Annotated in this window: 22 protein-coding genes; 10 read left to right on the forward strand and 12 right to left on the reverse strand. The window is 61.6% G+C overall.

Annotation, left to right across the window (positions count from 1 at the left end; all coding sequences use genetic code 11):
• Nucleotides 1-74: 74 nt before the first annotated feature.
• The gene (gene nadB / locus SPH52_RS10685; RefSeq protein WP_411795008.1) at nucleotides 75-1670 is read left to right on the forward strand and encodes an L-aspartate oxidase; all 1596 of its coding nucleotides are present in this window, start codon (nucleotides 75-77) and stop codon (nucleotides 1668-1670) included.
• Between the two features lie 56 nt (nucleotides 1671-1726).
• On the opposite strand, the gene SPH52_RS10690 is transcribed toward nadB, so the two are convergent.
• Nucleotides 1727-2119 (reverse strand): hypothetical protein, encoded by a 393-nt coding sequence (locus SPH52_RS10690; RefSeq protein WP_411795009.1) that lies wholly within the window; start codon nucleotides 2117-2119, stop codon nucleotides 1727-1729.
• Nucleotides 2079-2372 (reverse strand): succinate dehydrogenase assembly factor 2, encoded by a 294-nt coding sequence (locus SPH52_RS10695; protein WP_411795010.1) that lies wholly within the window; start codon nucleotides 2370-2372, stop codon nucleotides 2079-2081. Before SPH52_RS10695 ends, SPH52_RS10690 begins: the two co-directional genes overlap by 41 nt.
• 201 nt (nucleotides 2373-2573) lie before the next feature.
• On the opposite strand from SPH52_RS10695, the gene SPH52_RS10700 reads away from it, so the two are divergent.
• From SPH52_RS10700 to lapB, 3 genes are read left to right on the forward strand one after another with little or no spacing between them, the layout of a single operon-like run.
• On the forward strand, nucleotides 2574-2870 hold the full coding sequence (locus SPH52_RS10700; protein WP_086508802.1) for an integration host factor subunit beta: 297 nt from the start codon (nucleotides 2574-2576) through the stop codon (nucleotides 2868-2870).
• A gap of 29 nt (nucleotides 2871-2899) precedes the next feature.
• Nucleotides 2900-3205 (forward strand): lipopolysaccharide assembly LapA domain-containing protein, encoded by a 306-nt coding sequence (locus SPH52_RS10705; protein ID WP_411795011.1) that lies wholly within the window; start codon nucleotides 2900-2902, stop codon nucleotides 3203-3205.
• Nucleotides 3206-4393 carry a lipopolysaccharide assembly protein LapB gene (gene lapB / locus SPH52_RS10710; protein ID WP_411795012.1) on the forward strand — a complete coding sequence of 396 codons (1188 nt, stop codon included), beginning with the start codon at nucleotides 3206-3208 and terminating at the stop codon, nucleotides 4391-4393.
• Nucleotides 4394-4399: 6 nt separating this feature from the next.
• Here the strand turns inward: lapB and pyrF are convergent, their stop codons facing one another.
• On the reverse strand, nucleotides 4400-5101 hold the full coding sequence (pyrF, locus tag SPH52_RS10715) for an orotidine-5'-phosphate decarboxylase (protein ID WP_411795013.1): 702 nt from the start codon (nucleotides 5099-5101) through the stop codon (nucleotides 4400-4402).
• A 199-nt stretch (nucleotides 5102-5300) separates the two neighbouring features.
• On the opposite strand from pyrF, the gene cfa reads away from it, so the two are divergent.
• Together cfa and SPH52_RS10725 are read left to right on the forward strand one after the other, a co-directional pair.
• Nucleotides 5301-6452 carry a cyclopropane fatty acyl phospholipid synthase gene (gene cfa, locus SPH52_RS10720; RefSeq protein ID WP_411795014.1) on the forward strand — a complete coding sequence of 384 codons (1152 nt, stop codon included), beginning with the start codon at nucleotides 5301-5303 and terminating at the stop codon, nucleotides 6450-6452.
• Nucleotides 6453-6683: 231 nt separating this feature from the next.
• Nucleotides 6684-7610, forward strand: a complete 927-nt coding sequence (locus SPH52_RS10725; protein ID WP_411795015.1) for a GGDEF domain-containing protein — start codon at nucleotides 6684-6686, stop codon at nucleotides 7608-7610.
• Here the strand turns inward: SPH52_RS10725 and SPH52_RS10730 are convergent.
• Nucleotides 7602-8216 (reverse strand): hypothetical protein, encoded by a 615-nt coding sequence (locus SPH52_RS10730; RefSeq protein ID WP_411795016.1) that lies wholly within the window; start codon nucleotides 8214-8216, stop codon nucleotides 7602-7604. The genes SPH52_RS10725 and SPH52_RS10730 overlap by 9 nt on opposite strands.
• Nucleotides 8217-8326: 110 nt before the next feature.
• Between SPH52_RS10730 and SPH52_RS10735 the strand changes: the two genes are divergently transcribed.
• Complete coding sequence (locus SPH52_RS10735) at nucleotides 8327-8665, forward strand: 4a-hydroxytetrahydrobiopterin dehydratase (protein ID WP_411795017.1); 339 nt, start codon at nucleotides 8327-8329, stop codon at nucleotides 8663-8665.
• Entirely contained in the window at nucleotides 8666-9853 is a 1188-nt protein-coding gene (locus tag SPH52_RS10740) for an aromatic amino acid transaminase (protein WP_411795018.1), read from the forward strand.
• Nucleotides 9854-9936: 83 nt separating this feature from the next.
• Here the strand turns inward: SPH52_RS10740 and SPH52_RS10745 are convergent, their stop codons facing one another.
• The gene (locus tag SPH52_RS10745; protein WP_411795019.1) at nucleotides 9937-10683 is read right to left on the reverse strand and encodes a Crp/Fnr family transcriptional regulator; all 747 of its coding nucleotides are present in this window, start codon (nucleotides 10681-10683) and stop codon (nucleotides 9937-9939) included.
• 155 nt (nucleotides 10684-10838) lie between these two features.
• Between SPH52_RS10745 and SPH52_RS10750 the strand changes: the two genes are divergently transcribed.
• Nucleotides 10839-12377, forward strand: a complete 1539-nt coding sequence (locus SPH52_RS10750; protein WP_411795020.1) for an NCS2 family permease — start codon at nucleotides 10839-10841, stop codon at nucleotides 12375-12377.
• Nucleotides 12378-12456: 79 nt separating this feature from the next.
• Here the strand turns inward: SPH52_RS10750 and SPH52_RS10755 are convergent, their stop codons facing one another.
• The 4 genes from SPH52_RS10755 to SPH52_RS10770 all read right to left on the reverse strand — a co-directional run bounded on the left by SPH52_RS10755 (nucleotide 12457) and on the right by SPH52_RS10770 (nucleotide 17266).
• Nucleotides 12457-13083: a hypothetical protein gene (locus tag SPH52_RS10755; protein WP_411795021.1), complete on the reverse strand. Its 627-nt coding sequence runs from the start codon at nucleotides 13081-13083 to the stop codon at nucleotides 12457-12459.
• A 382-nt stretch (nucleotides 13084-13465) separates the two neighbouring features.
• Nucleotides 13466-13933, reverse strand: coding sequence for a Spy/CpxP family protein refolding chaperone (locus SPH52_RS10760; RefSeq protein WP_411795022.1), 468 nt, complete (start codon nucleotides 13931-13933; stop codon nucleotides 13466-13468).
• A gap of 83 nt (nucleotides 13934-14016) precedes the next feature.
• The gene (locus SPH52_RS10765; RefSeq protein WP_411795023.1) at nucleotides 14017-15387 is read right to left on the reverse strand and encodes an MATE family efflux transporter; all 1371 of its coding nucleotides are present in this window, start codon (nucleotides 15385-15387) and stop codon (nucleotides 14017-14019) included.
• Between the two features lie 58 nt (nucleotides 15388-15445).
• Nucleotides 15446-17266 carry a putative bifunctional diguanylate cyclase/phosphodiesterase gene (locus SPH52_RS10770; protein ID WP_411795024.1) on the reverse strand — a complete coding sequence of 607 codons (1821 nt, stop codon included), beginning with the start codon at nucleotides 17264-17266 and terminating at the stop codon, nucleotides 15446-15448.
• A 282-nt stretch (nucleotides 17267-17548) separates the two neighbouring features.
• Between SPH52_RS10770 and SPH52_RS10775 the strand changes: the two genes are divergently transcribed.
• Nucleotides 17549-18343: a 2OG-Fe dioxygenase family protein gene (locus tag SPH52_RS10775; RefSeq protein WP_411795025.1), complete on the forward strand. Its 795-nt coding sequence runs from the start codon at nucleotides 17549-17551 to the stop codon at nucleotides 18341-18343.
• 101 nt (nucleotides 18344-18444) lie between these two features.
• Here the strand turns inward: SPH52_RS10775 and SPH52_RS10780 are convergent, their stop codons facing one another.
• From SPH52_RS10780 to SPH52_RS10790, 3 genes are all read right to left on the reverse strand, one after another.
• Nucleotides 18445-19029, reverse strand: a complete 585-nt coding sequence (locus tag SPH52_RS10780; RefSeq protein WP_411795026.1) for a YceI family protein — start codon at nucleotides 19027-19029, stop codon at nucleotides 18445-18447.
• Nucleotides 19030-19068: 39 nt separating this feature from the next.
• On the reverse strand, nucleotides 19069-19623 hold the full coding sequence (locus tag SPH52_RS10785; RefSeq protein ID WP_411795027.1) for a cytochrome b: 555 nt from the start codon (nucleotides 19621-19623) through the stop codon (nucleotides 19069-19071).
• 138 nt (nucleotides 19624-19761) lie between these two features.
• Complete coding sequence (locus tag SPH52_RS10790) at nucleotides 19762-20958, reverse strand: O-succinylhomoserine sulfhydrylase (protein ID WP_411795028.1); 1197 nt, start codon at nucleotides 20956-20958, stop codon at nucleotides 19762-19764.
• Between the last annotated feature and the right edge of the window lie 2 nt (nucleotides 20959-20960).

The raw sequence follows: 20960 nt of genomic DNA on the forward strand, positions 1-20960 counted from the left end.
GCTATCTCGCTCCTATCCAGTTGGACACCTTTGCGGCATGCTGGCTGATGCAACAGGCTTCAGCGAGAATGCGCATGGCCCCTAGCACCCCGACTCGTAGCGAACACGACGTTCTGGTCATCGGCGGAGGCGTTGCCGGCTTGACCCTGGCCCTGCATGCCGCCGAGACGCGCCATGTCACCTTGGTACGCCCGGCCAGCGACGATCAGGGTGCCAGCCGCTGGGCTCAGGGCGGCATCGCTGCGGTACTCTCCCCCCAGGACGACTTCGATGCCCACGTGGCCGACACATTAGTAGCTGGCGATGGCCTGTGTGACGAACGTGCTGTCCGTTTCACCGTCGAGCAGGGTCCCAGCGCCATAGAGTGGTTGCTCTCGCTCGGCGTCCCGTTCACTCGCGACGACAGCCCGACAGCCAGCTACCCCTATCACCTGACCCGCGAAGGCGGACACGGCGCCCGTCGCATCATTCATGCCGAGGATGCCACCGGGCGTGCCGTACTCGACACCCTGAAGGCCCACGCTCAGGCACATCCAGCAATCGCCATCCGCGACGACCTCGTTGCCATCGGCCTGCTGGCCGATGCAAAGGGGCAGTGTCGCGGCGCCCTCTGTCTGGACGAGCGAGGCTTGCCGCTGGAGCTGCTGGCCGGCGATACGGTACTTGCCACAGGCGGTGCCAGCGGACTCTATCGGCACACCACGAGCCCACACCCAGCCAGCGGCGAGGGCATGATGATGGCCGCCGAGCTGGGCGCCGAGCTGATGAACCTGGAGTTCCAGCAGTTCCACCCCACCTGCCTCCATGACCCGGACGGCCCCCCCTTCCTGATCAGCGAGGCAGTCCGCGGTGAAGGTGGTCGACTTTACAGCACCGACGGCCACCGCTTCATGCTCGAACTCGATGAGCGGGCCGAGCTGGCTCCGCGGGATATCGTCGCCCGCGCCATCGATGCCGAGATGCAACGCACCGGCTCACCTCATGTGTGGCTCGACGTGACCCACCTCGGTGAAGCGGCCATTCGCCACCACTTCCCCACCATCCATGCCCACTGCCTTACCCGCGGATTGGATATCACCCGCCAGCCGATTCCGGTCGTGCCCGCCGCTCATTACAGCTGCGGAGGCATTGCCACCGACCTCGAAGGCAGCTCCAACGTGCCGCACCTGCACGCCATCGGCGAAGTCGCCTGCACAGGGCTGCACGGCGCCAACCGCATGGCCAGCAACTCACTGCTGGAGTGTCTGGTCTACGCACGCAGCTGCGCCGCCAAGCTGGCCTCCAGCAAAGCGCCCGCCACGCCTCCGCTGACGTCGTACGGCTCAGGCGGCAGCCAGGTGGAAGCCCAGCGTATTCGGCACTGGCGCACGGCCATGCGCAACATCATGAGCCGCCACGTAGCAATCGTTCGCCGCGATGCGGGACTCGATGCCGCGGCGAGCGAACTGGCCGAGCTGAGTCGTGAGATAGAAGCCGCGCTCGAGCACGCCGCACCCAATGCGGCATTGGCGAGTCTGTGGCATGCCATTCGGCTGGCTCGTCTGACCGTGCTGGCAGCCCGCCACCGCCGTGAGTCGCGTGGCCTGCACTTCAACCCCGATTGCTCGCATCACGCCGTGACCGACCTGGCCCCCCGCCCTTCCAGGCTTTATCTGAACGACCTGATCTGAACGACCTGAGCTGAACGACCTGGCGCGCCCCGCCTGAACGCCACTCCCAGCCTGTCTCAGCGAGCCAAGGCGCGCCGCAGCTCACGAAGCGCTGCAGGCGAAGTACTATCAGGCCATAACCATGTCCGTCGACCGTCGATGTCCAGTCCGATCAGCCAAGGGCCAAGGTAGGCGCAGCGCAGCTCGACGGGAAATGCTTCGGCGGCCGCCGCCGGCCGCCATGACCAGCGCCAGCCGCCCCCAACCTCCGACAGCATCTCCAGTTCGCCTTGGACCTGTCCACGCCAGAGCCCCCAACTCAGGGGCAATAGCCACATCAAGGCCAGTAGCCCCAGCCAGCCAGGCGCCTGGACCAGCACGGTACCGGCGACCACCAGCGCCAGCAGCCCCTGACAGATCCAGGCCAGCCTAGACGGGACGACGCGGATCGTTATCGGCGTTCTCGGCATATTCCTGGATCAGCGTCACGATGCGACGAAACTCCGGAGCGGGCTCCTCGCGCTGCATCAGCCAGGCGAAAAGATCCTGGTCCTCGCCTTCGATGAAGGCACGATAAGCCGCCTGGTCATCGGCCCCAAGCTGGTCGTAGCAGTGCTCAAGGAAAGGGATCAGCAGCAGGTCGAGTTCCCACATCCCGCGCCGGGAGTGCCAGTAGAGCCGCTTGCGCAAGGCAATGGCATCGGGGGTATTCGCTTCGCTCAACGTCAGCCTCGGAGGTAAGAGAAATGAGCCAATCAGTATACCGGAGCCAGGAAAATGGGGCAGTGCTTCAGCACACTTTGCCATTCTTCCTTGACCATGGTCGTAGTGCGTTGTTTTATCTCGGTTTGGGCAGTATGCTGACGAAAGAATAAGAATGCCACCCAGGTCCCACCGGACCGGGAAACGCCTGGAGATGACCCGATGACCAAATCCGAATTGATCGAGCAGATCGCCATGCGCCAGCCTGAGCTTTCGATCAAGGAAGTCGAATCTGCAGTTCGCCTGATTCTCGACGACATCACCGATACGCTGGCCGAAGGAGGCCGGGTCGAGATTCGGGGATTCGGCAGCTTTTCCTTGCATTACCGTGAACCTCGGGTAGGCCGCAATCCCAAGACCGGCGAACCGGTCGCGCTGGAGGGCAAGTTCGTGCCACACTTCAAGCCTGGCAAGGAACTTCGCGAGCAGGTCAATGCCAGCCGCGCCCTCGGCTATTAACACTTTCGTCATTCACAAGGGATAGACTCATGCGTTGGCTCAAAGGCCTGATCCTGGCCATCATCCTGCTGGCGGTGCTGCTTGTCGGCATTCTCTTCGCCGTCAACAACCAGCAGACGGTACCGCTCAACCTGATCTGGGCGGAGCTACCGGCCGTATCGCTCTCGGTCTGGCTATTGGCCGCGCTGGTATGCGGCGTGGTGCTGGGCATGCTGGCGATGACAGGGGTCTGGTTGAGGCTGCGCACTGCGCTCTCCCGAGCCCAGCGCTTGAACCGACAGCAGCGTAAGGAACTCGACCGCCTTCGCGTCCAGGAGCTCAAGGAACTCCCCTAAATGCCTGATGCCCTGCTGCTTGTCATGCTGGTGGCCGCCGTTGCCATTGGCTGGTGGCTAGGCCGCCGTGAGCGTCAGGGTAGCCACGATCCCGCGCCACCGAACACGCTGTCACGTGATTACTTCGTCGGCCTGAACTACCTGCTCAACGAACAGCCCGATCGCGCCATTGAAACCTTCGTCAATGCGCTGGAAGTAAACAGCGAGACCATAGACACCCATATTACCCTGGGCAACCTGTTCCGCACCCGCGGCGAGGCCGACCGCGCCGTCAAGATCCACCAGAACCTGCTGGCTCGCCCTACCCTGACGGCCTTGCAGAGCGAGCGGGTACAGCTCGAGCTGGCGCGAGACTTCCTCCACCTGGGGCTGTTCGATCGCAGCGAGCGACTGCTCCAACAACTGATACACGACTCCAGCCACGACGACATTCGCCATGCTGCCAAGCGCCTACTGGCAGACCTGTTCGATCGCGAAGGTGAATGGCAGGCTGCCTTCGACGTGGCCTATCCCAGCCTGATTCGACAGCACGAGGACATCCGCCGCTCGGCGGCCCACTGGCTTTGCGAACAGGCCGACCAGGAGCGTCGTTCGGCCAGCCCCGGCCTCGCCCGCAAGCACTTGCGCCAGGCGCTGTCCATCGACCCTCGCTGCGTGCGCGCCAACCTGCTGTTGGCGGCATTGTCCCAGGATACCGGACATTATCGCGAGGCCATCCGGATTCTCATGCGCATCCCTGACCAGGACCTGGACATGATGCCAATCGTGCTGGAGCCGCTACATCATGCCTATGTGATGCTGGATGACGAAGCGGGGCTGGTGAATTGTCTGGAGCAGTTGCTCGAGCGTGCCCATGTCACTAGCCTGATCATCCTGCTGGCGGAAACCCAACGCAAGCGCCATGGGTTACGGATGGCCATCGAACTGGTCAGCGAGCAGCTCAACCGTGCGCCGAGCCTGGGGGCACTCGACTACCTGCTGGATCTTTACCAGCACCAGCAGCAGGAGCAAGGCGCCCCTGACAACCGGTTGCAACTGCTCAAGCAGCATACCCATACCCTGCTGACGGTACGTCCCAAGCATCGTTGCCAGCGCTGTGGCTTCGCCGGACAACCCCTCCACTGGCAGTGCCCCAGCTGTCGCAGTTGGGGCACCACCCGTCCCATCACAGGCATTGAAGGGGAATAAGCAGGCTCAACCTGAAACCAGTTCCTGCTCGATGGCGGTCAGGGCCGCCATGGGATCGTCCGCCTGGCTCACCGGCCGGCCGATCACCAGATGCGTACTCCCCGCCGCCATCGCCTCGGCCGGCGTCATTACGCGGCGCTGGTCACCGTGCTCGGTGCTACGCGGCCTGATCCCCGGCGTCACCTTCAGGAAGCCGTCGCCACATAGCTCACCTAGCCGCGCCGCCTCCTGCGCCGAACACACCACCCCGTCCATACCGCATTGACGCGCCAGCACGGCAAGTCGCTCGACATGCATTGCCGGGGAGGCATCGATACCCACGTCGGCAAGATCGCTCTCCGTCATGCTGGTCAGCACCGTCACGGCGATGAGATGAGTGGCCAGTCCGTGACGATCGAGTCGCTCACGTGCCGCTTCCATCATGCGTCTGCCACCGCTGGCATGCACGTTGACCATCCACACACCCTGCTCGGCGGCTGCCTGCACAGCCCCCGCCACGGTATTGGGAATGTCGTGGAACTTGAGGTCGAGGAAGATCTCGAAGCCGCGCCCATGCAACGCATCGATCACCTCCGGACCGCTGCGGGTGAACAACTCCTTGCCCACCTTGACCCGGCAGCGCATAGGGTCGAGGCGGTCGGCCAGGCACAGGGCAGCATCGAGCGAGGGGTGGTCAAGGGCGATGATCAGTGGTGAATCACTAGACACGTTGAAGGGCTCCGGCTGCGTGATAGATAGCTCGATTATACCAGTCACGGACCATTAACCGTTCTCCGCAGCCTGAACTATGCTCTTACCTAATATGAGCAAGCCATTGCGCCCGAACGACGTTACACGGTTTCCAAGGCGACAAAGACAATGACAACGGCTACCGCCAAGCCTTGAACCGATGGACCGGGAGGACTCCATGACAAGCGAACAACGCATTGGCCCCATCGCCCTGACTGACAGTCGAGCCCAGCGAGTGCTGAACTCCTTGCTGGAGGGCTCCGGTATCACCCTCAACGGCGAGGCCCCATGGGACCCGCAGATCTATCATCCCGACTTCTGTTCGCGGATCCTGCGCCAGGGCTCCCTGGGGCTGGGTGAATCCTACATGGACGGCTGGTGGGAGTGCGAGCAGATCGACGAGATGGCCTGCCGCCTACTCCAGCACGGCCTAGGAGAGCGTGCCCGCCCCCCTTCGGATCGCATCATGTATCGCCTCCAGGCGGGACTCCTCAACCTGCAGAGCAAGGCCCGCGCCTATATCGTCGGCGAAGCGCACTACGACCTGGGCAACGATCTGTTCGAGCGCATGCTCGACCCTACCATGTGCTACTCCTGCGGCTACTGGAAAGAAGCGGAAACCCTTCACGAAGCCCAGCTCGCCAAACTCGAACTGGCCTGTCGCAAGCTCGAGTTGCGCCCCGGCATGCACGTGCTGGACATCGGCTGTGGCTGGGGCAGCTTTGCCGAGTATGCCAGCCGTCATCACGGCGTCTCGGTCACTGGAATCACCATCTCCCGCGAGCAGGCGGCACTGGCCAGCGAACGCTGTGCCGGACTGCCCGTTACGATCGAACTCAAGGACTATCGCGAACTGACCGGTTGCTACGATCGCATCGTCTCCATCGGTATGTTCGAGCACGTAGGACATCGCAACTACCTTGTCTACTTCCAGACCGTCGAGCGCCTGTTGGCCGAGAACGGCCTGTTCCTGCTCCATACCATTGGCTCGAACAATTCAGAGATCAGCGTCGACCCTTGGATCGACCGCTACATCTTTCCCAATGGGGTCCTGCCGTCGGCATGCCACATCGCCGACGCCAGCGAGGGCCTGCTGCTATTGGAGGACTGGCACAACTTCGGCCCCGACTACGACAGGACGCTGATGGCTTGGCGCGACAATTTCGATGCCCATTGGGACGAGATCGCCGACCGCTACAGTCAGCGCATCGAGCGCATGTTCCGCTATTACCTGTCGGTGTGCGCCGGCGCCTTCCGCGCCCGTGACCTCCAGCTCTGGCAGGTCGTTTTCACCCGGGGCAGAAGAGCACGATACGACGCAGCGCGTTGAGCCCTCTCCCGGATGAGGCTTATTCTTACAAGCGATGTAGCCAATCTCTTACAACCTCTACCAGATGATTTACTCACTGTTACATCGTATATTAGGCATTCTCTCAACGGCTCCCTCCTGAAGGCAGGTGGCTTCTCGCGGAAGCTGCGCCTTCGCCATCAGGCGCTGGGCCGTTAACATAACAACATCAGGATATATGCCTGTACGCAGCAGGCCACAAGGGACACCCGCATGCCTGAAAAGAATGCCATGACGGGAGGGGGGCTGAATGAGCCGATCAGCATGCGTGACTTCACGGAACGCCTGCCCGGCGTCGTCTTTCAGTTTCATCGTGACCATCATGGCCACATGCATTTCCCCTACCTGGCCGGAAGCGGCACCAGCCTGCCGGGGATAGACCGCGACGCCTTGAACCAGGACGCTCGCCATATGCTCGACCGCCTGGATGAGGAAGACTACCCACGTGTGATGGCCGCCATCGAGCGTTCGGCTCGCTGGCGCATACCCATCGCCACCAAGTTCCGCTTGCGCCTGTCGAGCCTGCGCTGCCGCTGGGTCGCACTTCGCGCCCAACCCGAGGACTCGACGAACGGCGTGCTCTGGCATGGCCTGATGATCGACATTACCGAGCAGATGGCTGAGGAAGCCAGGTTGCGCCGGTTATCGGACACGGACGACCTGACCGGACTGGCCAATCGCCGCAGGCTGATGGCCCGGCTGGACGAGGAAATCGCCAAGAGCAATCGACACGGGAGCCCGCTCTCCCTGATGTTGATCGACCTGGACCACTTCAAGCGCATCAACGATACCTGGGGGCACCTGCAAGGCGATCAGGTGCTTGCCGAATTCGCCAATCAATGCCATCAATTGCTGCGTGAGGAGGATGTCGTGGGCCGACTCGGAGGCGAAGAGTTCGCCGTAGTGCTGCCCTTGACTCCCCTGGTCGCCAGCCTTCCCCTGGCCGAACGGCTGCGCCGCGCCATCGCCGAACATGATTTCGGTATCGAGCCCGGCCAGGTCACGGCCAGCATCGGCCTGGCCGAATACCGCCTGGGTGAACCGCGAGACACCCTGATCGACAGAGCCGACCGCAGCCTGTATGCGGCAAAGCGCCGGGGACGCAACCGGGTCGTTACCTGCAGCAAGGGCTCAGCGTAGTAGACGGCGCCCCTGAAGCCAGCACATCGCCCCATGCACTGGCAGGTAAAGTACGAACGGCCAGGCCACAGTCAACATGGCCAGGTAAGTCAGCGGGTCTAGCAGCGTCTGTTCGCTCCCGAAGGGGCCATGCACCCAGTTGATGTTGCGCTCGGGCTCGGTGAACAGATACGTCAGCGGCAGCAGCAACCAGGTCAGGCCTGCTTGCCACCACAGGGCACGCCGGTCGTAACCCAGTCTCACCATGGCAAAGCCCGCCACCAGGGGCAGAACGAGGTGATAGAACGACAAAACCCGTGCCAACCAGGGGTGCTCCGGGTCGAACATGTATTCCGTGCCGCCGATGGGATGCACTCCGCTCACCCAGGCCGTACCGACATCCAGGGTCCAGAAGATACCTACCACTGCCACGGACAGCCACTGCATCGAGAGCAGCACACGACTCTCAAGCCACAGGCCGGCCAGGATCAGAAAACTCGCCACGTTGCATAGCCAGAAATAGTTCTGCGTCCCAAGCATCAAGGCAAAGGAGGGTGCCCAGAACAGGATCCATCCTGTGAACAGCAACTTGAGCCAGAGTGGCAAGGCGCTATCCTGATGAAGCATCGGACTCCCCCATGCATAGCACGCATCTTGAAGCGCCAGCGCGGTTCGGGATTCGAAAGACATCTGTCGTCAGCGTAGCCATATTCGTGCCACACGTACCAGGAAGCCCTATGTCACCACTCTCACGCCAGCCCTGCGAAGCCTGTCAGCGGGAGTCTCCCACCGTCACGGAAGCCGAGATCAGGCTGTTCAAGCCCGAAGTCCCCGAGTGGCAGATTGTCGAGCGCGATGGCATCATGCAGCTTGAGCGGGTCTTTACCTTTCCTGATTTTCGGCAGGCCCTGGCCTTTACCAATCGCGTAGGTGAAATCGCCGAGGCCGCTGGCCACCACCCGGCGCTACTGACCGAATGGGGCAGGGTCACCGTGAACTGGTGGACACACAAGATCAAGGGCCTGCATCGCAACGACTTCATTCTTGCCGCTAGAACCGACGAGGTAGCGAAATAAATGTTCGAACATATTGAGCGGGTTCCCGGGGATGCCATCCTCGGCCTGATCGAGGCCTTCAAAAAGGATACCAATCCCGAGAAGGTCGATCTCGGCGTTGGCGTTTACAAGGACGCCCATGGCAACACCCCGGTGATGCGCGCCGTCAAGGAAGCCGAGGCCCTGCTGCTCAAGAACGAAACCACCAAGACCTACATTGGCTCCCATGGGGCGCCCGAGTACGGCCAGGTGGTCCTGCCGATGGTACTGGGCGAAGGTTCCCCGGTGCTCGAAGCCGGCCGCGCCAGCGCGACCCAGTCACCGGGTGGCACCGGCGCACTGCGTCTGGCTGCCGACTTCATCAGTAGCCAGCTCCCCGGCAAGGGCATCTGGGTCAGTAACCCCACCTGGCCGAACCACCACGGCATCTTCACTGCCGCCGGCATCGAGCTGCACAAGTATCCCTATGTCGACGCCGAAAATCGCCTCGACTTCGACGGCATGCTGGCAGCGGTCAAACAGATCCCCGCCGGCGACGTCATCGTCCTGCATGCATGCTGCCACAACCCTACCGGCTTCGATCTCTCCCGCGAGCAATGGCAACAGATTCTGGAAGTGGTCCGTGAGCGCGGCCTACTGCCCCTGATCGACTTTGCCTACCAGGGCTTCGGCGAAGGTCTCGACGAGGACGCCTATGGCGTACGCCTGCTGGCCGAGAACCTCGACGAAGTGATCATCACCAGTTCCTGCTCGAAGAACTTTGGCATTTATTGCGAGCGTACCGGCTGTCTGATCATGGTGGCTAAGAACAAGGAGCAGATGGAGAACATTCGCTCACAGGTAGCCATCGTGGCGCGTGAGAATTACTCCAATCCGCCGGCGCATGGCGGTGCCATCGTCAGCGAGATCCTCCGCTCCGCCGAGCTGGCCGCCCTCTGGCGCGAGGAACTCACCGAAATGCGCGACCGCATCAACACCCTGCGTCGTGATTTCGTAGAGGCCTTGAAACCCTACGGCCTCGATCAGAAGTATGCCTGCGTGGCCGAGCAGCGCGGCATGTTCTCCTATACCGGCCTGCAGCCGGAGCAGGTCGATCGCCTGCGCGACGAGTTCGGTATCTACATGGTGCGTTCTGGCCGGGCCAATGTGGCCGGCTTCTCCCATGAGAACCTGCCCTACCTGGCCAAGGCCATTGCCGCGGTCAACTGATCTCGCTGGTCGTCAACAGTACAATGCCCCGGCCATGGCCGGGGCATTGCATATATGGCCAGCTCGCCGGCTCTTCGTTCGTCTCAAGCTTTCGCGCCATTGAAAAGCGGACGCATGTTCTCGATGAGATAGCGATCATCGAATCCAGCCTCCTGCTTCAGGGCTTCCAGGTCCGGTATCGTCACGTTGTAGCGATCACGGAAGACCAACCCGTCATCGCTCAGAGCAGTGAAGGTTCGGCTGATATGCACCGTGCTGAGCCCGAGCAGGTCTGCGAGTATCTCCTGGGATAGCGGAAGGCGGAAGCGTTCGCAGCCATCGCTGTTGGTCTGCTTGATACGCTGACACATCTCTAGCAGAAAATGGGCCAGTTTCTGGCGCGCGTTGCGTCGCGCCAGGTTGACCAGACGCTCGGTCAACAGTACCTGCTGTCGGCTGGCGACGGCGAACAGGATCGAGGTAAGGGTGAACGAACGCCGGAAGATATCGACGAGATTGCGATGGGGAAAGAAGCAGATCTCACCATCCTCGACCATCTGCACCCCGGCCAGGCGCTGCGAGAAGGCGAACTCCCGCAGGCCAATGATGTCGCCAGGCAGATAGATTTCCAGAATCTGGCGAGTGCCGTTTTCCAGTTCGCGATACGAAAATGCCCAGCCGTGCCTGAGGGTACAGAACTCATCAGCTTCATCCTGCTCTTCCCACAGGATGGTGCCCGCCCGTGCCCGCGTGGCGCTGTCCTCCAGTCGCGCCAACAGCTCCTTGTCCTCATTCGATACCGAATGAAAATAGTTGAAGTGACGGACAATACAGCTCTCCTCTGAGCTCATCGATGCTCTCCTCTCGCGGAATGCAATCCCCATGTACACGGCGACACTTAAATTGACAGTGCCAGTATACGACAAAGGCAGACTTGACCAATCAGTCAGGAGATGGCCACACTGAGCCTGCCTTGACTACAACCCCAACACACAAGAGGCTCATCATGGCGGCTTCCCCTGTGCACTATCCCTGGTACAAGAAGGAGGACACCGATGCCTTCTTCGCTCTCTTTCAAAACAATATCGCGAACTTCGTCATCATTGCCATCAGCATGCTGGGCATGGGCTTCCCCGCTTCCATCGTATTCGGCCAGGTACTGCCGGGGGCAGCGGTGGCGGTCATGGTGGGCAACTTCTATTACGCATGGACGGCAGCCCGCCTGGCACGCAAGGAGAACCGCGCCGACGTCACCGCCCTTTCTTACGGCATTTCCACCCCGGTCATGTTCGTCTTCCTGTTCGGCGTTTTGCTACCCGCGAAGCAACTTACCGGGGATGCCGAGCTGGCCTGGAAGGTGGCCGTTGCCGCCTGTTTCATCAGCGGCGCCATCGAGGCCGCCGTCAGCCTCATCGGCCGCTGGGTCCAGTATCATCTGCCACGTGCCGCCATGCTCGGTGCCGTAGCCGGAGTCGCACTGACCTTCATTGCCGGCGAGATGCTGTTCAAGACCCTTGAGATGCCGGTCATCGGCCTGCTGGTGCTAGCGATCATCATCGTCGGTCTGGTGGCACGGGTCAGCATGCCTTTCCGCCTGCCCACCTCGCTGTTCGCCATCGTCATCGGCACGGCCATGGCATATCTGATCGGCGATGCCAGTGGCGAGCGTTTCAGCGATGCCTTCACCCACCTCGGCTTCTACCCGCTGTTGCCCAACCTCGCCTGGTTCGAAGGCCTGGGACTGCTGTTCACCGGCATGCTGGCAGTGCTCACCGTGGTGCTGCCCATTACGCTGTACAACGCCATCGAAACCATGAACAACGTCGAAGCAATGGAAGCTGCTGGAGACAAGTACGACGTGCGCGAATGCCAGGCCGTGGATGGCGCCGGCACCATGATCGGCGCCTTGTTCGGCGGCGTCTTCCCCACCACCGTATACATCGCCACCGTGGGCGCGAAATGGATGGGCGCGGGCCGTGGTTACAGCATCCTCAACGGTGCGGTCTATGCCTTGGCCACCATGTTTGGCCTGATCGCCGCCCTGGCAGCCATCATCCCGGTCTCGGTGGTTGCCCCCATACTGGTCTTCGTCGGCATGTCGATGATTGCCACTGCCTTCCAGAGCAACGACACGCGCTACTACCCCGCCGTGGCGCTGGCCATGCTGCCCTACTTCGCCAACTACGTGATGACCCGTTTCAATCGGGGCGCCGGCGAGGTGGTGGCCGACATCTCGAGCGGCATCGTCGCCATGGGTCAGGGCGCCATGTTCATGGCCATCTTCATCGGTGCCATGACCGTCTCGGTCATCGATCACCAGTTCCGCCGAGCAGCCATCTTTGCCGCGGTAGCGGCCGCCTTCTCATTCGTCGGCCTGATGCACGCCCCAGAACTGGCCTTGAACGCCGCCTGGGACTTCACCCTCGGCTACCTGGTGATGGGCGCCCTGTTTCTCTATTTTGCCTGGCAGCAGGAGAAGCTGGCGGCACCGCACGTACCGTCATCGAGAGCCACTACGGCTACACCACCGCCCACTGTCGACTGATGCGAACAAGCACCGGGGGGCGCAGCGGCGCCCCCCGGGTTCCCTTGATCTCTCCAGCATGATACGGATTGCTGGTGGCTCAGTTGGCGTCGATGGCGCTTTCGGCCTCAGCCTCACTCTCGGCAGTTCCCCTGATACGATCGCGATTCGCTTCGATCCGATCCTGGGCAGGCTCGGCGGCCCGTTCCATTGCGCGATCCAGCCCCGGGGCTTTCGTACGATCGTCGGCGTCGACCTCGGTCTCCGCCTCGGCGTCGGCCTCTGATTCCACGCCGATGTCCTCCGTGGACTCCGCTTCCACATCGCTCTCGACATCGACATTCCCATCGACATCGCCTTCGGCATCGGCGTCGAGGCCGCCTTCGGCATCCCCATCGAGGCCACCTTCAGCGTCGGCATCTCCGTCGAGGCCACCTTCAGCGTTGGCATCGCCATCGACTCCGCCATCAAGGCCTCCATCAACTCCGCCTTCGACGCCGCCCTCGGCATCGCCACCGACTCCGCCATCAACGCCACCATCAACTCCGCCTTCGGCGCCGCCCTCGGCATCGCCGGCCTGTGCCAACAGTACGGTAGACCCACTGGTCATCGTCGACATGGTGGCAAGATTGCCGTTCTGCCACTCTTCCGTCTCGGCATGTACGGTTGTTCCGGCCAGACCGGCAAGAATCAAGGCCATACTGGCAGTCAATGTCTTGAGCTTCATAGTGCCTCCTCGCCCCGTTTCCTTGGGGCTATTTCTGTGAGAGTCCTCGCGAGCGGCTCATTGTTTCAGCCGCTCATACCACACCTAGCGAGAGGCATGCCATGATGCAAAAATAGGTTTAAAAAACAATAAATTATAGTAGAACACCGTTCTATTAAAAGCCCACATAGCGCATCAAAGCACCATGATCTGTCGCAGCGAAGCAACAGTGGAGGAAGGGAAAGCGGAAAGAATGCTGGCCTGGCGAGGTGTTAACTACTGTCCTCATTTCGCTACAGGAGCACCGCAGAAGATCATCAGGTTGAGTTCTCGACGTTCGAAGACAGCGAGGGAGAGAGAAATACAGCGGCTTCCCGAAAGGAAGCCGCTGACGGGACCGAACTTACTGTACGGGCTGGGCCGGCTGGCCCTCCTGCTGCATCTGGTTCTGCATGTCTTGCATCTGCTGCTGCTGCTGGGCAATCGCCTCATCCAACTGCTGACGTTGCTCTTCCGTGAACACCGCCTCGATACGAGACTGCAGCAATACCGACTCGGCGGTGATCTCACCAGTCAGGTCGCCAAGCCGTGCGGCATCCTCACGAATGAGGTTTTCATCGAAATCGGGCCCGACATAATCGCCGAGGCGTGCTTGGAGAGCCTGGGCTTCCTGCTCCTTGGGCGCCAGCTGACTCTCGGCCTCTTCCAGCAGGCCACGAATCTCCTGCTGCTGGTTCTCGTCCAGGTCGAGCAACTGATTGAGCTGATCCACCTGATCCCCCTGAGACGGGGCCTCCATCTGCTGTGCTGCCGCTACGCCGGCAATACCCAGGGTGAGCGCGATCGTTGCCAGAAACTTGGTGAGCTTCATTACTTACTCCATTCCATCAGAGTTGCTTTCATGACCCGAGCCGGTCGAGCCACTACGTCCTAACCCTGACAGCAGAATAAGCCTCAGGTTCGCCCGCGAGGAAAAAGTTTCGACGCGTAGCGGTCACTGGCCTCTCTTCGTGCCAACATGACGCGCATCAGTTGCCAGGCTGCCGCCCCCGCCAGCACGTTGCCGAACGCCGCTCCCATGGCAAGCCCCTGCAGGCCACCAAGCGCAGTCCCCAGCCAGAGGAAAGGGAGATAGCACACGAACAGCCGCGCAGTGGACATCAACATGGCACGCAGCGGCCAACCCAGCGCGTTGCCAGCGGAAACCACCAGCATACAAGCACCAAGGGCGGCATAACTCGGCAGTAGAAAACGGATCAGTAGCGTCAGATCGTCACGCACGTCAGGACTGCCCGCCAACAACTGGGCGGCCCACGGTGCGAGTAGAGCCAACCCAACTCCCAAAGCGAGTTGCCATGCCACCACAATCTTCAGCGCCAGACGCACCAGTTGCCTGACCTGTACCCAGTCGCCAGCGCCGTAGCAGCGACCCAGCCAGGGGGGGAGCGACATGGTCATGGCCAGCACCACGACCAGCGCCAGTGTCTCGAGCCGACTCGCAAGGCCCCATGCGGCCACCGACGACTCGCCCAGGCTCGCGACTACGGAAACGGCAAGCATCGCCGCCAATGGCGGCATCAGCTGACTGACCATCGCCGGCCCGGCAATGCTGGCAAAGGGTCCTGCCGAGCCAACCAGCTCTCGCCTGAGGCCGCGACGTGCCAGCCAGTCGTTCTGCCGCAGCCGCTTGACTACCAGAAACAGGCCGCTGGCAAAGGCAATCGCCGTGGCCCAGGCTGCCCCGGGGAGCCCCAGCCCCGACCAGGGGCCCAAACCGAAAATCAATAGAGGATCGAGGACCAGGTTGACGAGGCTGGTCATCACCATCATCTTGCCGGGCAACCGCGTATCGCCGTGGGCGCGGAACAGGCTATAGATGAAGTAGAGAACCGCTCCTAGCCAGGCCGCGAACAGCTGCGGTGCCCAGTAGTCACGGATCAGTACTCGCGTTGCTGCGTCGGCCCCCAGGCGCGAGAAAATAGGTGCCTGGACCCACCACAACACGAACGCGAGCAGAGCGATGGTCACGCTGCCCACCATCAGCACCAGCGAACCGAGCCGCCTTGCCCTGGCGGTCTCGCCGGCACCCAGTGCGCGCGAGATCAGCGCCGCGATCGCGATGCCGAGCCCCACCTGCATACCGATGATGAGGAAGGTCAACGGAAAGGTGAACGACTGGGCCGCTAGCGGCGCAGTGCCCAGACGAGCGACGAAGGCACTGTCTACCAGTTGGAAGCCGAGCAGTGCCAATACCCCGATGGCCATCGGCCAGGTCTGCCGCCAGAGCGTCGAACCCAGGGAGGCATCGGTTGAGAGAGGCGGCATGGGGAACTCCATCGACATGCGGGGGAGGCGCATTCTACGCGAAAGTACGCCCCCAGGTTCAGCCCCGCAAATCTTCGGGGCTGCTCACCAGCCCCAGAAGGATGCGCTCGATAGCCGCTGCAGGCATCGGACGGTAGAAGTAATAACCTTGTACGAGATCGCACTTCATTTCGCGGATCAGCTCCAACTGCTGCTGATCTTCGACTCCCTCGGCCACGACCTCGAGCCCGAGGCGGTGGCCGATGAACACCGCCGCCTCCATGATGGCTCGGTCCTTGGGCTCCCCCGGGGCATCACGTACGAAGCTGCGATCGATCTTCAATGCCGTTACCGGGAATCGCTTCAGGTAGCTCAGCGAGGAGTAGCCGGTACCGAAATCGTCGATGGCGATACGAAAGCCGCGATGGTAGAGCTCCCAAAGACCCTCCAGGATCCGGCCATCGGCTTCGATCAGCACGTTCTCGGTCAATTCGATACCGATTTCCCGCGGACCGAGCCCGTGACGGGCCAGACACTGGTACAGGCGCTCGAACACATCCGGGCTCGACAGTTGCCGCCCCGAGACATTGATGTCGATTCGCTCCAGCGACACACCGGCGTCACGCCACTGCGCCCGCTGCCGGCAGGCCTCTTCCATGACCCAATCGCCCAGGCGATGGATCAGTCCAGAGCGCTCGGCCACGCTAATGAACTCATGTGGGGATATCGCTGGCCCCTCGCGTGGCTCCCAGCGCAGCAGAGCCTCCAGGTTCTCGATTCGCCCGCTGATCGCCGCTACTTGAGGCTGGTAATGTAGCGTGAGTTCATGGGCGTCGAGAGCACGCTCCAGGTTCTCGGCCATGCGGTGCTCGCGTACCAGCTCGTCGTGCAGGTGCTGGTGGAAGAAGCGCACGCTTCCGCGACCCTCCAGCTTGGCACGGTTCTTGGCCACGTCGGCATTGCGAATCAACTCACGTGCTCCACTGCCATTATCGGGAAAGAGGCAGACACCGATGCTGGCCGTGATGCGACGCTCACGCCCCTCCAGACCGAAAGGATGCTTGAACAGCCCCTGGATCTTGTTCACGACCTGCAGCACATCCTCCTCGCAACGCAGGCCGGGAAAGGCCAACACGAACTCATCGCTCGATACACGGGACAACAGATCGGTAGAGCGCAGCTCATCGCGCAGGCGGCGCGTCAACTCCACCAGCAACTGATCACCCTGTTCATAACCCAGGGCGTCATTGATCTCGACGAAGCGATCGATATCGAGATAGACCAAGGCCAGGCCGATACCGCGGTGGCGAATCCCATTGAGAACATGGTCGAGATCGGTCTCGAAGGTCTGCCGGTTGGGTAGCTTGGTCAAGCTGTCATAGCGTGTGGCGAATTCGAGGTCGCGATGAGCCTGCTTCTGGTCGGACAAATCGACATCGACACAGAACATGAGCGGATCGTCGGTATGCTCCTTGAGCATCACGTGATGCGAGAAGACCGGTACCAGTTCGCCGCTCTTGTGCCTTAGCTCCAGCTCCTCCGCCGGAATCTCGATCCCCTGCCGAATCCAGGCCCGGTGCGCCTGTATCACCCCCTCCCGCATGAAATCGGGAATGATCAGATCCTCGAGCAGGCCACCATAGGCTTCTTCCGGTTGGTAACCATAGAGCCGCGTACTGGCCTCGTTCCAGTAGATGACACGGCGATCGCGGTCATAACCCTGCACCGCCACCTTGGGCAGGCTCTCGAGCAAGGCGCGGAAGCGTTGCTCGCTCTCAAGGTACTGGCGGCGTACGCGCTCGACGGCATCGTCGCTTTCCACGGGACCTGCAGCCACCGCGGCCGATAGTCTTGTCAGCCATCGGCGCAACCACCGCCTGAAGCGCTGTTCGCGGAACATACGACATCCTCGCAAGGGGTATGACGGCGTTCATGTTCGCATAATGGAACAGTTTCACCGTTTTTCGTTACATCCTACACAGCATTGTAAGAATTCTCCTACGTCCTTTGTCTTGCATCCTCTTTTTTTCCTTCTCCCGACCTTCCGCCTTCAGCCGAACGGTCTAACATTTCCAGATACAATATTTGACATATGATTGCATTTCTTTTCATTTTTCATTGTTGAGCGGGGCATCCCCGACAACAGCGGGCAATCCCGCCCGCCCCACCTGGAGATAGCGACATGAAACTCGACACACTCAAGCATGGCTACGATTACACCGGCATGCCAATCGATCCGCTGGTGCACTATTGGTCACCAAGTGTCAGCCGTGACCTGGCCAGCCGTCATTGGGCCTTGACCGACATTCGCTCACGCGTGGATCTCTCGGCCTGGCAATCCTTCACCGCCGACCTGCCCCGCGATCCCTACGTCAACAGACGCTGGAAACGCATGTCCTGGCTGGCACTGGACGAAACCGGCGAGGTCAGGGACATGGGACACTGCCCCATGGCCCAGGGCGGAGCCTTCAATGCCGCGGAAAGCATGGCAGATCGGCTGCGGTACTATGAGCCCCTCACACCCGAGTTCCTGGCCCGCGCCGACGTCAAGGCTTTCGTACGCGCCTGGGCGATGCTGTGGGACCTGGGGCCCAACGAACCGATCCTGATGCAGATTACCGGTGTGCGCGGCAAAGGCCATGTCGACCCCTTGCAGGGTCAGGGCATCCATGCCGACGGCTGCAAGGCCTTGAGCATCATGGTACTCCAGCGTGAGAACGTCAGCGGTGGCAACAACCACCTGTACGCCGATCAGGCCGGTACGCAGCCGCTGATGGAAGCCACGCTACAGGAAGGAGACATCCTCCACCTGCACGACGACCGCCTGTATCACAGTATCGACGGTATCGCCCAGCAGGTACCGGATGCCGCTTTCGAACGCTTCATCATCATCATCAACAGCCGGTTCGTGGATGAGTTCCAGAACCGTATTCTCAGGCGGCATTTCCCCGATGCCGTGCTCAACGAAACCCGCTGAGACCGTCCCGCCTCCCGCCTGCGTCCCAATAAACGAACACCCCCGGCCCATGGCCGGGGGTGCCGTACGTGCCGCCTGGGCGAGTCGTTCGCCAGTTGGTCCTACTGGCGGATACCCTCGAAGGTGACGTAGAGCTCGAGCTCGTGCATCACTTCGGGGAAATCGCTCATGTCGATGCCGAAGTCGGCAAGCGTCAGCGTCGTCGAACCCTCGAACCCGGCGCGGTAGTTGCCCCAGGGATCTTCCCCTTCACCCATCAGGGTCACCGGCATCTCGATCTCGCGAGTCTCGCCCTTAAGGGTGAAATCACCGGTGAGCACGCCTTCATCGTCTCCGGTCGGCTCGAAGCCGGTGGAAACGAAGGTCGCGGTGGGGTAGTCGTCGGCGCTGAGGAAGTCGTCGCTCAGGAAGTGACGGTCGCGCTCCGCGTGGTTGGAGTTGAGGCTGCCCACCTGGACTTCCATCTCGACACTGGAGGCTTCGAGATCGTCCGGATCATAGTGGAAGCGACCCTCGAACTCCTCGAAGTTACCCAGAATATAAGAGTAGCCGAGATGATTGATCTTGAACTGAATGAAGGCGTGCTGCCCCTCGGTATCCACCACGTAGTCGTCGGCCAGGGCCTGACCGACAGTGGCCAGGGAAACGGCGCCAAGGGCAGTAGCGAGTGCGGCTTTCTTGAACATGAGTCTCTCCTTGATTGAAGCGCACGGAGGCGCTGGCGTTCAACGGCGACGCGTACGTGCCGGGTTCAACATGCGAGTGAAGGTATCGTGACGATCGAAGAAATGATGCTTGAGAGCCGCCAGGGCGTGCCCTGCCGCCAGCAGCAGCAAAGCCAGGGCGCTGTACCAGTGGATCTCACCGGCTATGCTCGCCTGGTTGGGCAAATGGCTGACCAATGCCGGTACTTCGAACCAGTTGAAAACGCTGATGCCACGCCCGCGAGCGGTGGAAATCAGGTAGCCGCTGATCATTACCGTCAGCATGAGGACGTAGAGGGCGATGTGGCCGAGGTGGGCCGCAACACGTTCGATGCGGCTCCCCTGAGCCACCGGGGTGGGCTGGAAAAATCGCCAGAGGATACGCAGCAGCGTGGCGAAGAGCAGCAGCATGCCAATGGAACGGTGCCACCATGGGGCACGGTTGTACCAAGGATCGAAATATCCCAAGTCCGTCATCCACCAGCCAAGCAGGAATAGCCCCACGATCGCCAGGGCACTGACCCAATGGAAGGTGATGCTGACCAGGCCCCAGCCTGATCGGGTGTTGCGCCACATCTCGTCGCTCCCGTTGAGCTTCGTCGTCGATGGAGGGCAGCATACCGCAACGCATTATCAGGATGCGCTGAAAAAACCGAACGTTACATTCGTAAAAATTCCCTGTTCAACCCGGGAGGCGCGCCACCCGGGTTGAAATCAGCTCAGCGCATCGAGCCCGCGCGCCAGGTCGGCACGAATGTCATCGAGCGCCTCGAGCCCTACCGCTACACGGACCAGCCCCTCACCGATACCCGCCGCTTCCTTCTGCGGCTGCGAGAGCCGCCCGTGAGTGGTGGTGGCAGGGTGAGTGATGGTGGTCTTGACGTCCCCCAGGTTGCCGGTGATCGACAGCATACGAGTGGCATCGATGACCGACCAGGCAGCCTCGCGCCCCCCTTTCACCTCGAAGCCTAATACCGCGCCGAAACCGCCCTGCTGACGGCTGGCCAGTTCATGCTGCGGATGATCCGACAGGCCACTATAGTGGACCCGCGCCACCGCCGGGTGCACCTGCAGCCATTCGGCCAAGGCCTGGGCATTCTCGCAGTGCGCGCGCATGCGCAGGCTGAGTGTTTCCAACCCCTTGGTGAAGATCCAGGCGTTGAACGGGCTCAGACACGGCCCACAAGTGCGGACAACACCGAACACCTCCTCGAGCTCCCGGCTGCGACCGACCACAGCGCCGCCGACCGCACGCCCCTGCCCATCCAGGTACTTGGTGGCGGAATGGATGACCAGATCCGCCCCCAGAGCGAGAGGCTTCTGCAGCGCCGGGGTCAGGAAACAGTTGTCGATGGCGAGCAGCGCGCCATGGCGCTGGGCAATTTCGGCAAGCGCCGCGATATCGACCACTTCGGAAAGCGGGTTGGAGGGGGTCTCGGCGAACAATAGGCGCGTACGGGGCGTGATTGCCGCCTCCCAGGCCACCAGATCAGAGAGTTCCACATAGCGCGTGGTGATTCCCAGCTTGCCGAAGTACTTGTCGAACAGGCTGACGGTCGAGCCGAACAGCGAGCGAGAAGCGACGATCTCGTCACCGGCCTGTAGCAGGGCGAGCACCGTCGAGAGGATGGCTGCCATTCCGGAACTCGTCGCCACGCAACGCTCCCCGCCTTCGAGCGCCGCCAAGCGACGCTCGAACGTATGCACTGTAGGATTGGTGAAGCGCGAGTAGACGTTGCCGGCCTCTTCGCCGCCGAACTTGCGCGCCGCTTCGGCGGCGCTGCCATAGACGAAGCTCGAGGTGGGAAAGATCGGCTCGCCATGCTCCTGTTCATGGGTACGCTGGTGGCCACAGCGAATCGCCAGGGTTTCCAATGCCCAACTGTCGTCGGGAGTCATTTCGTCATGCATGC

Source organism: Halomonas sp. A29, assembly GCF_046723295.1.
GTDB lineage: Bacteria > Pseudomonadota > Gammaproteobacteria > Pseudomonadales > Halomonadaceae > Halomonas.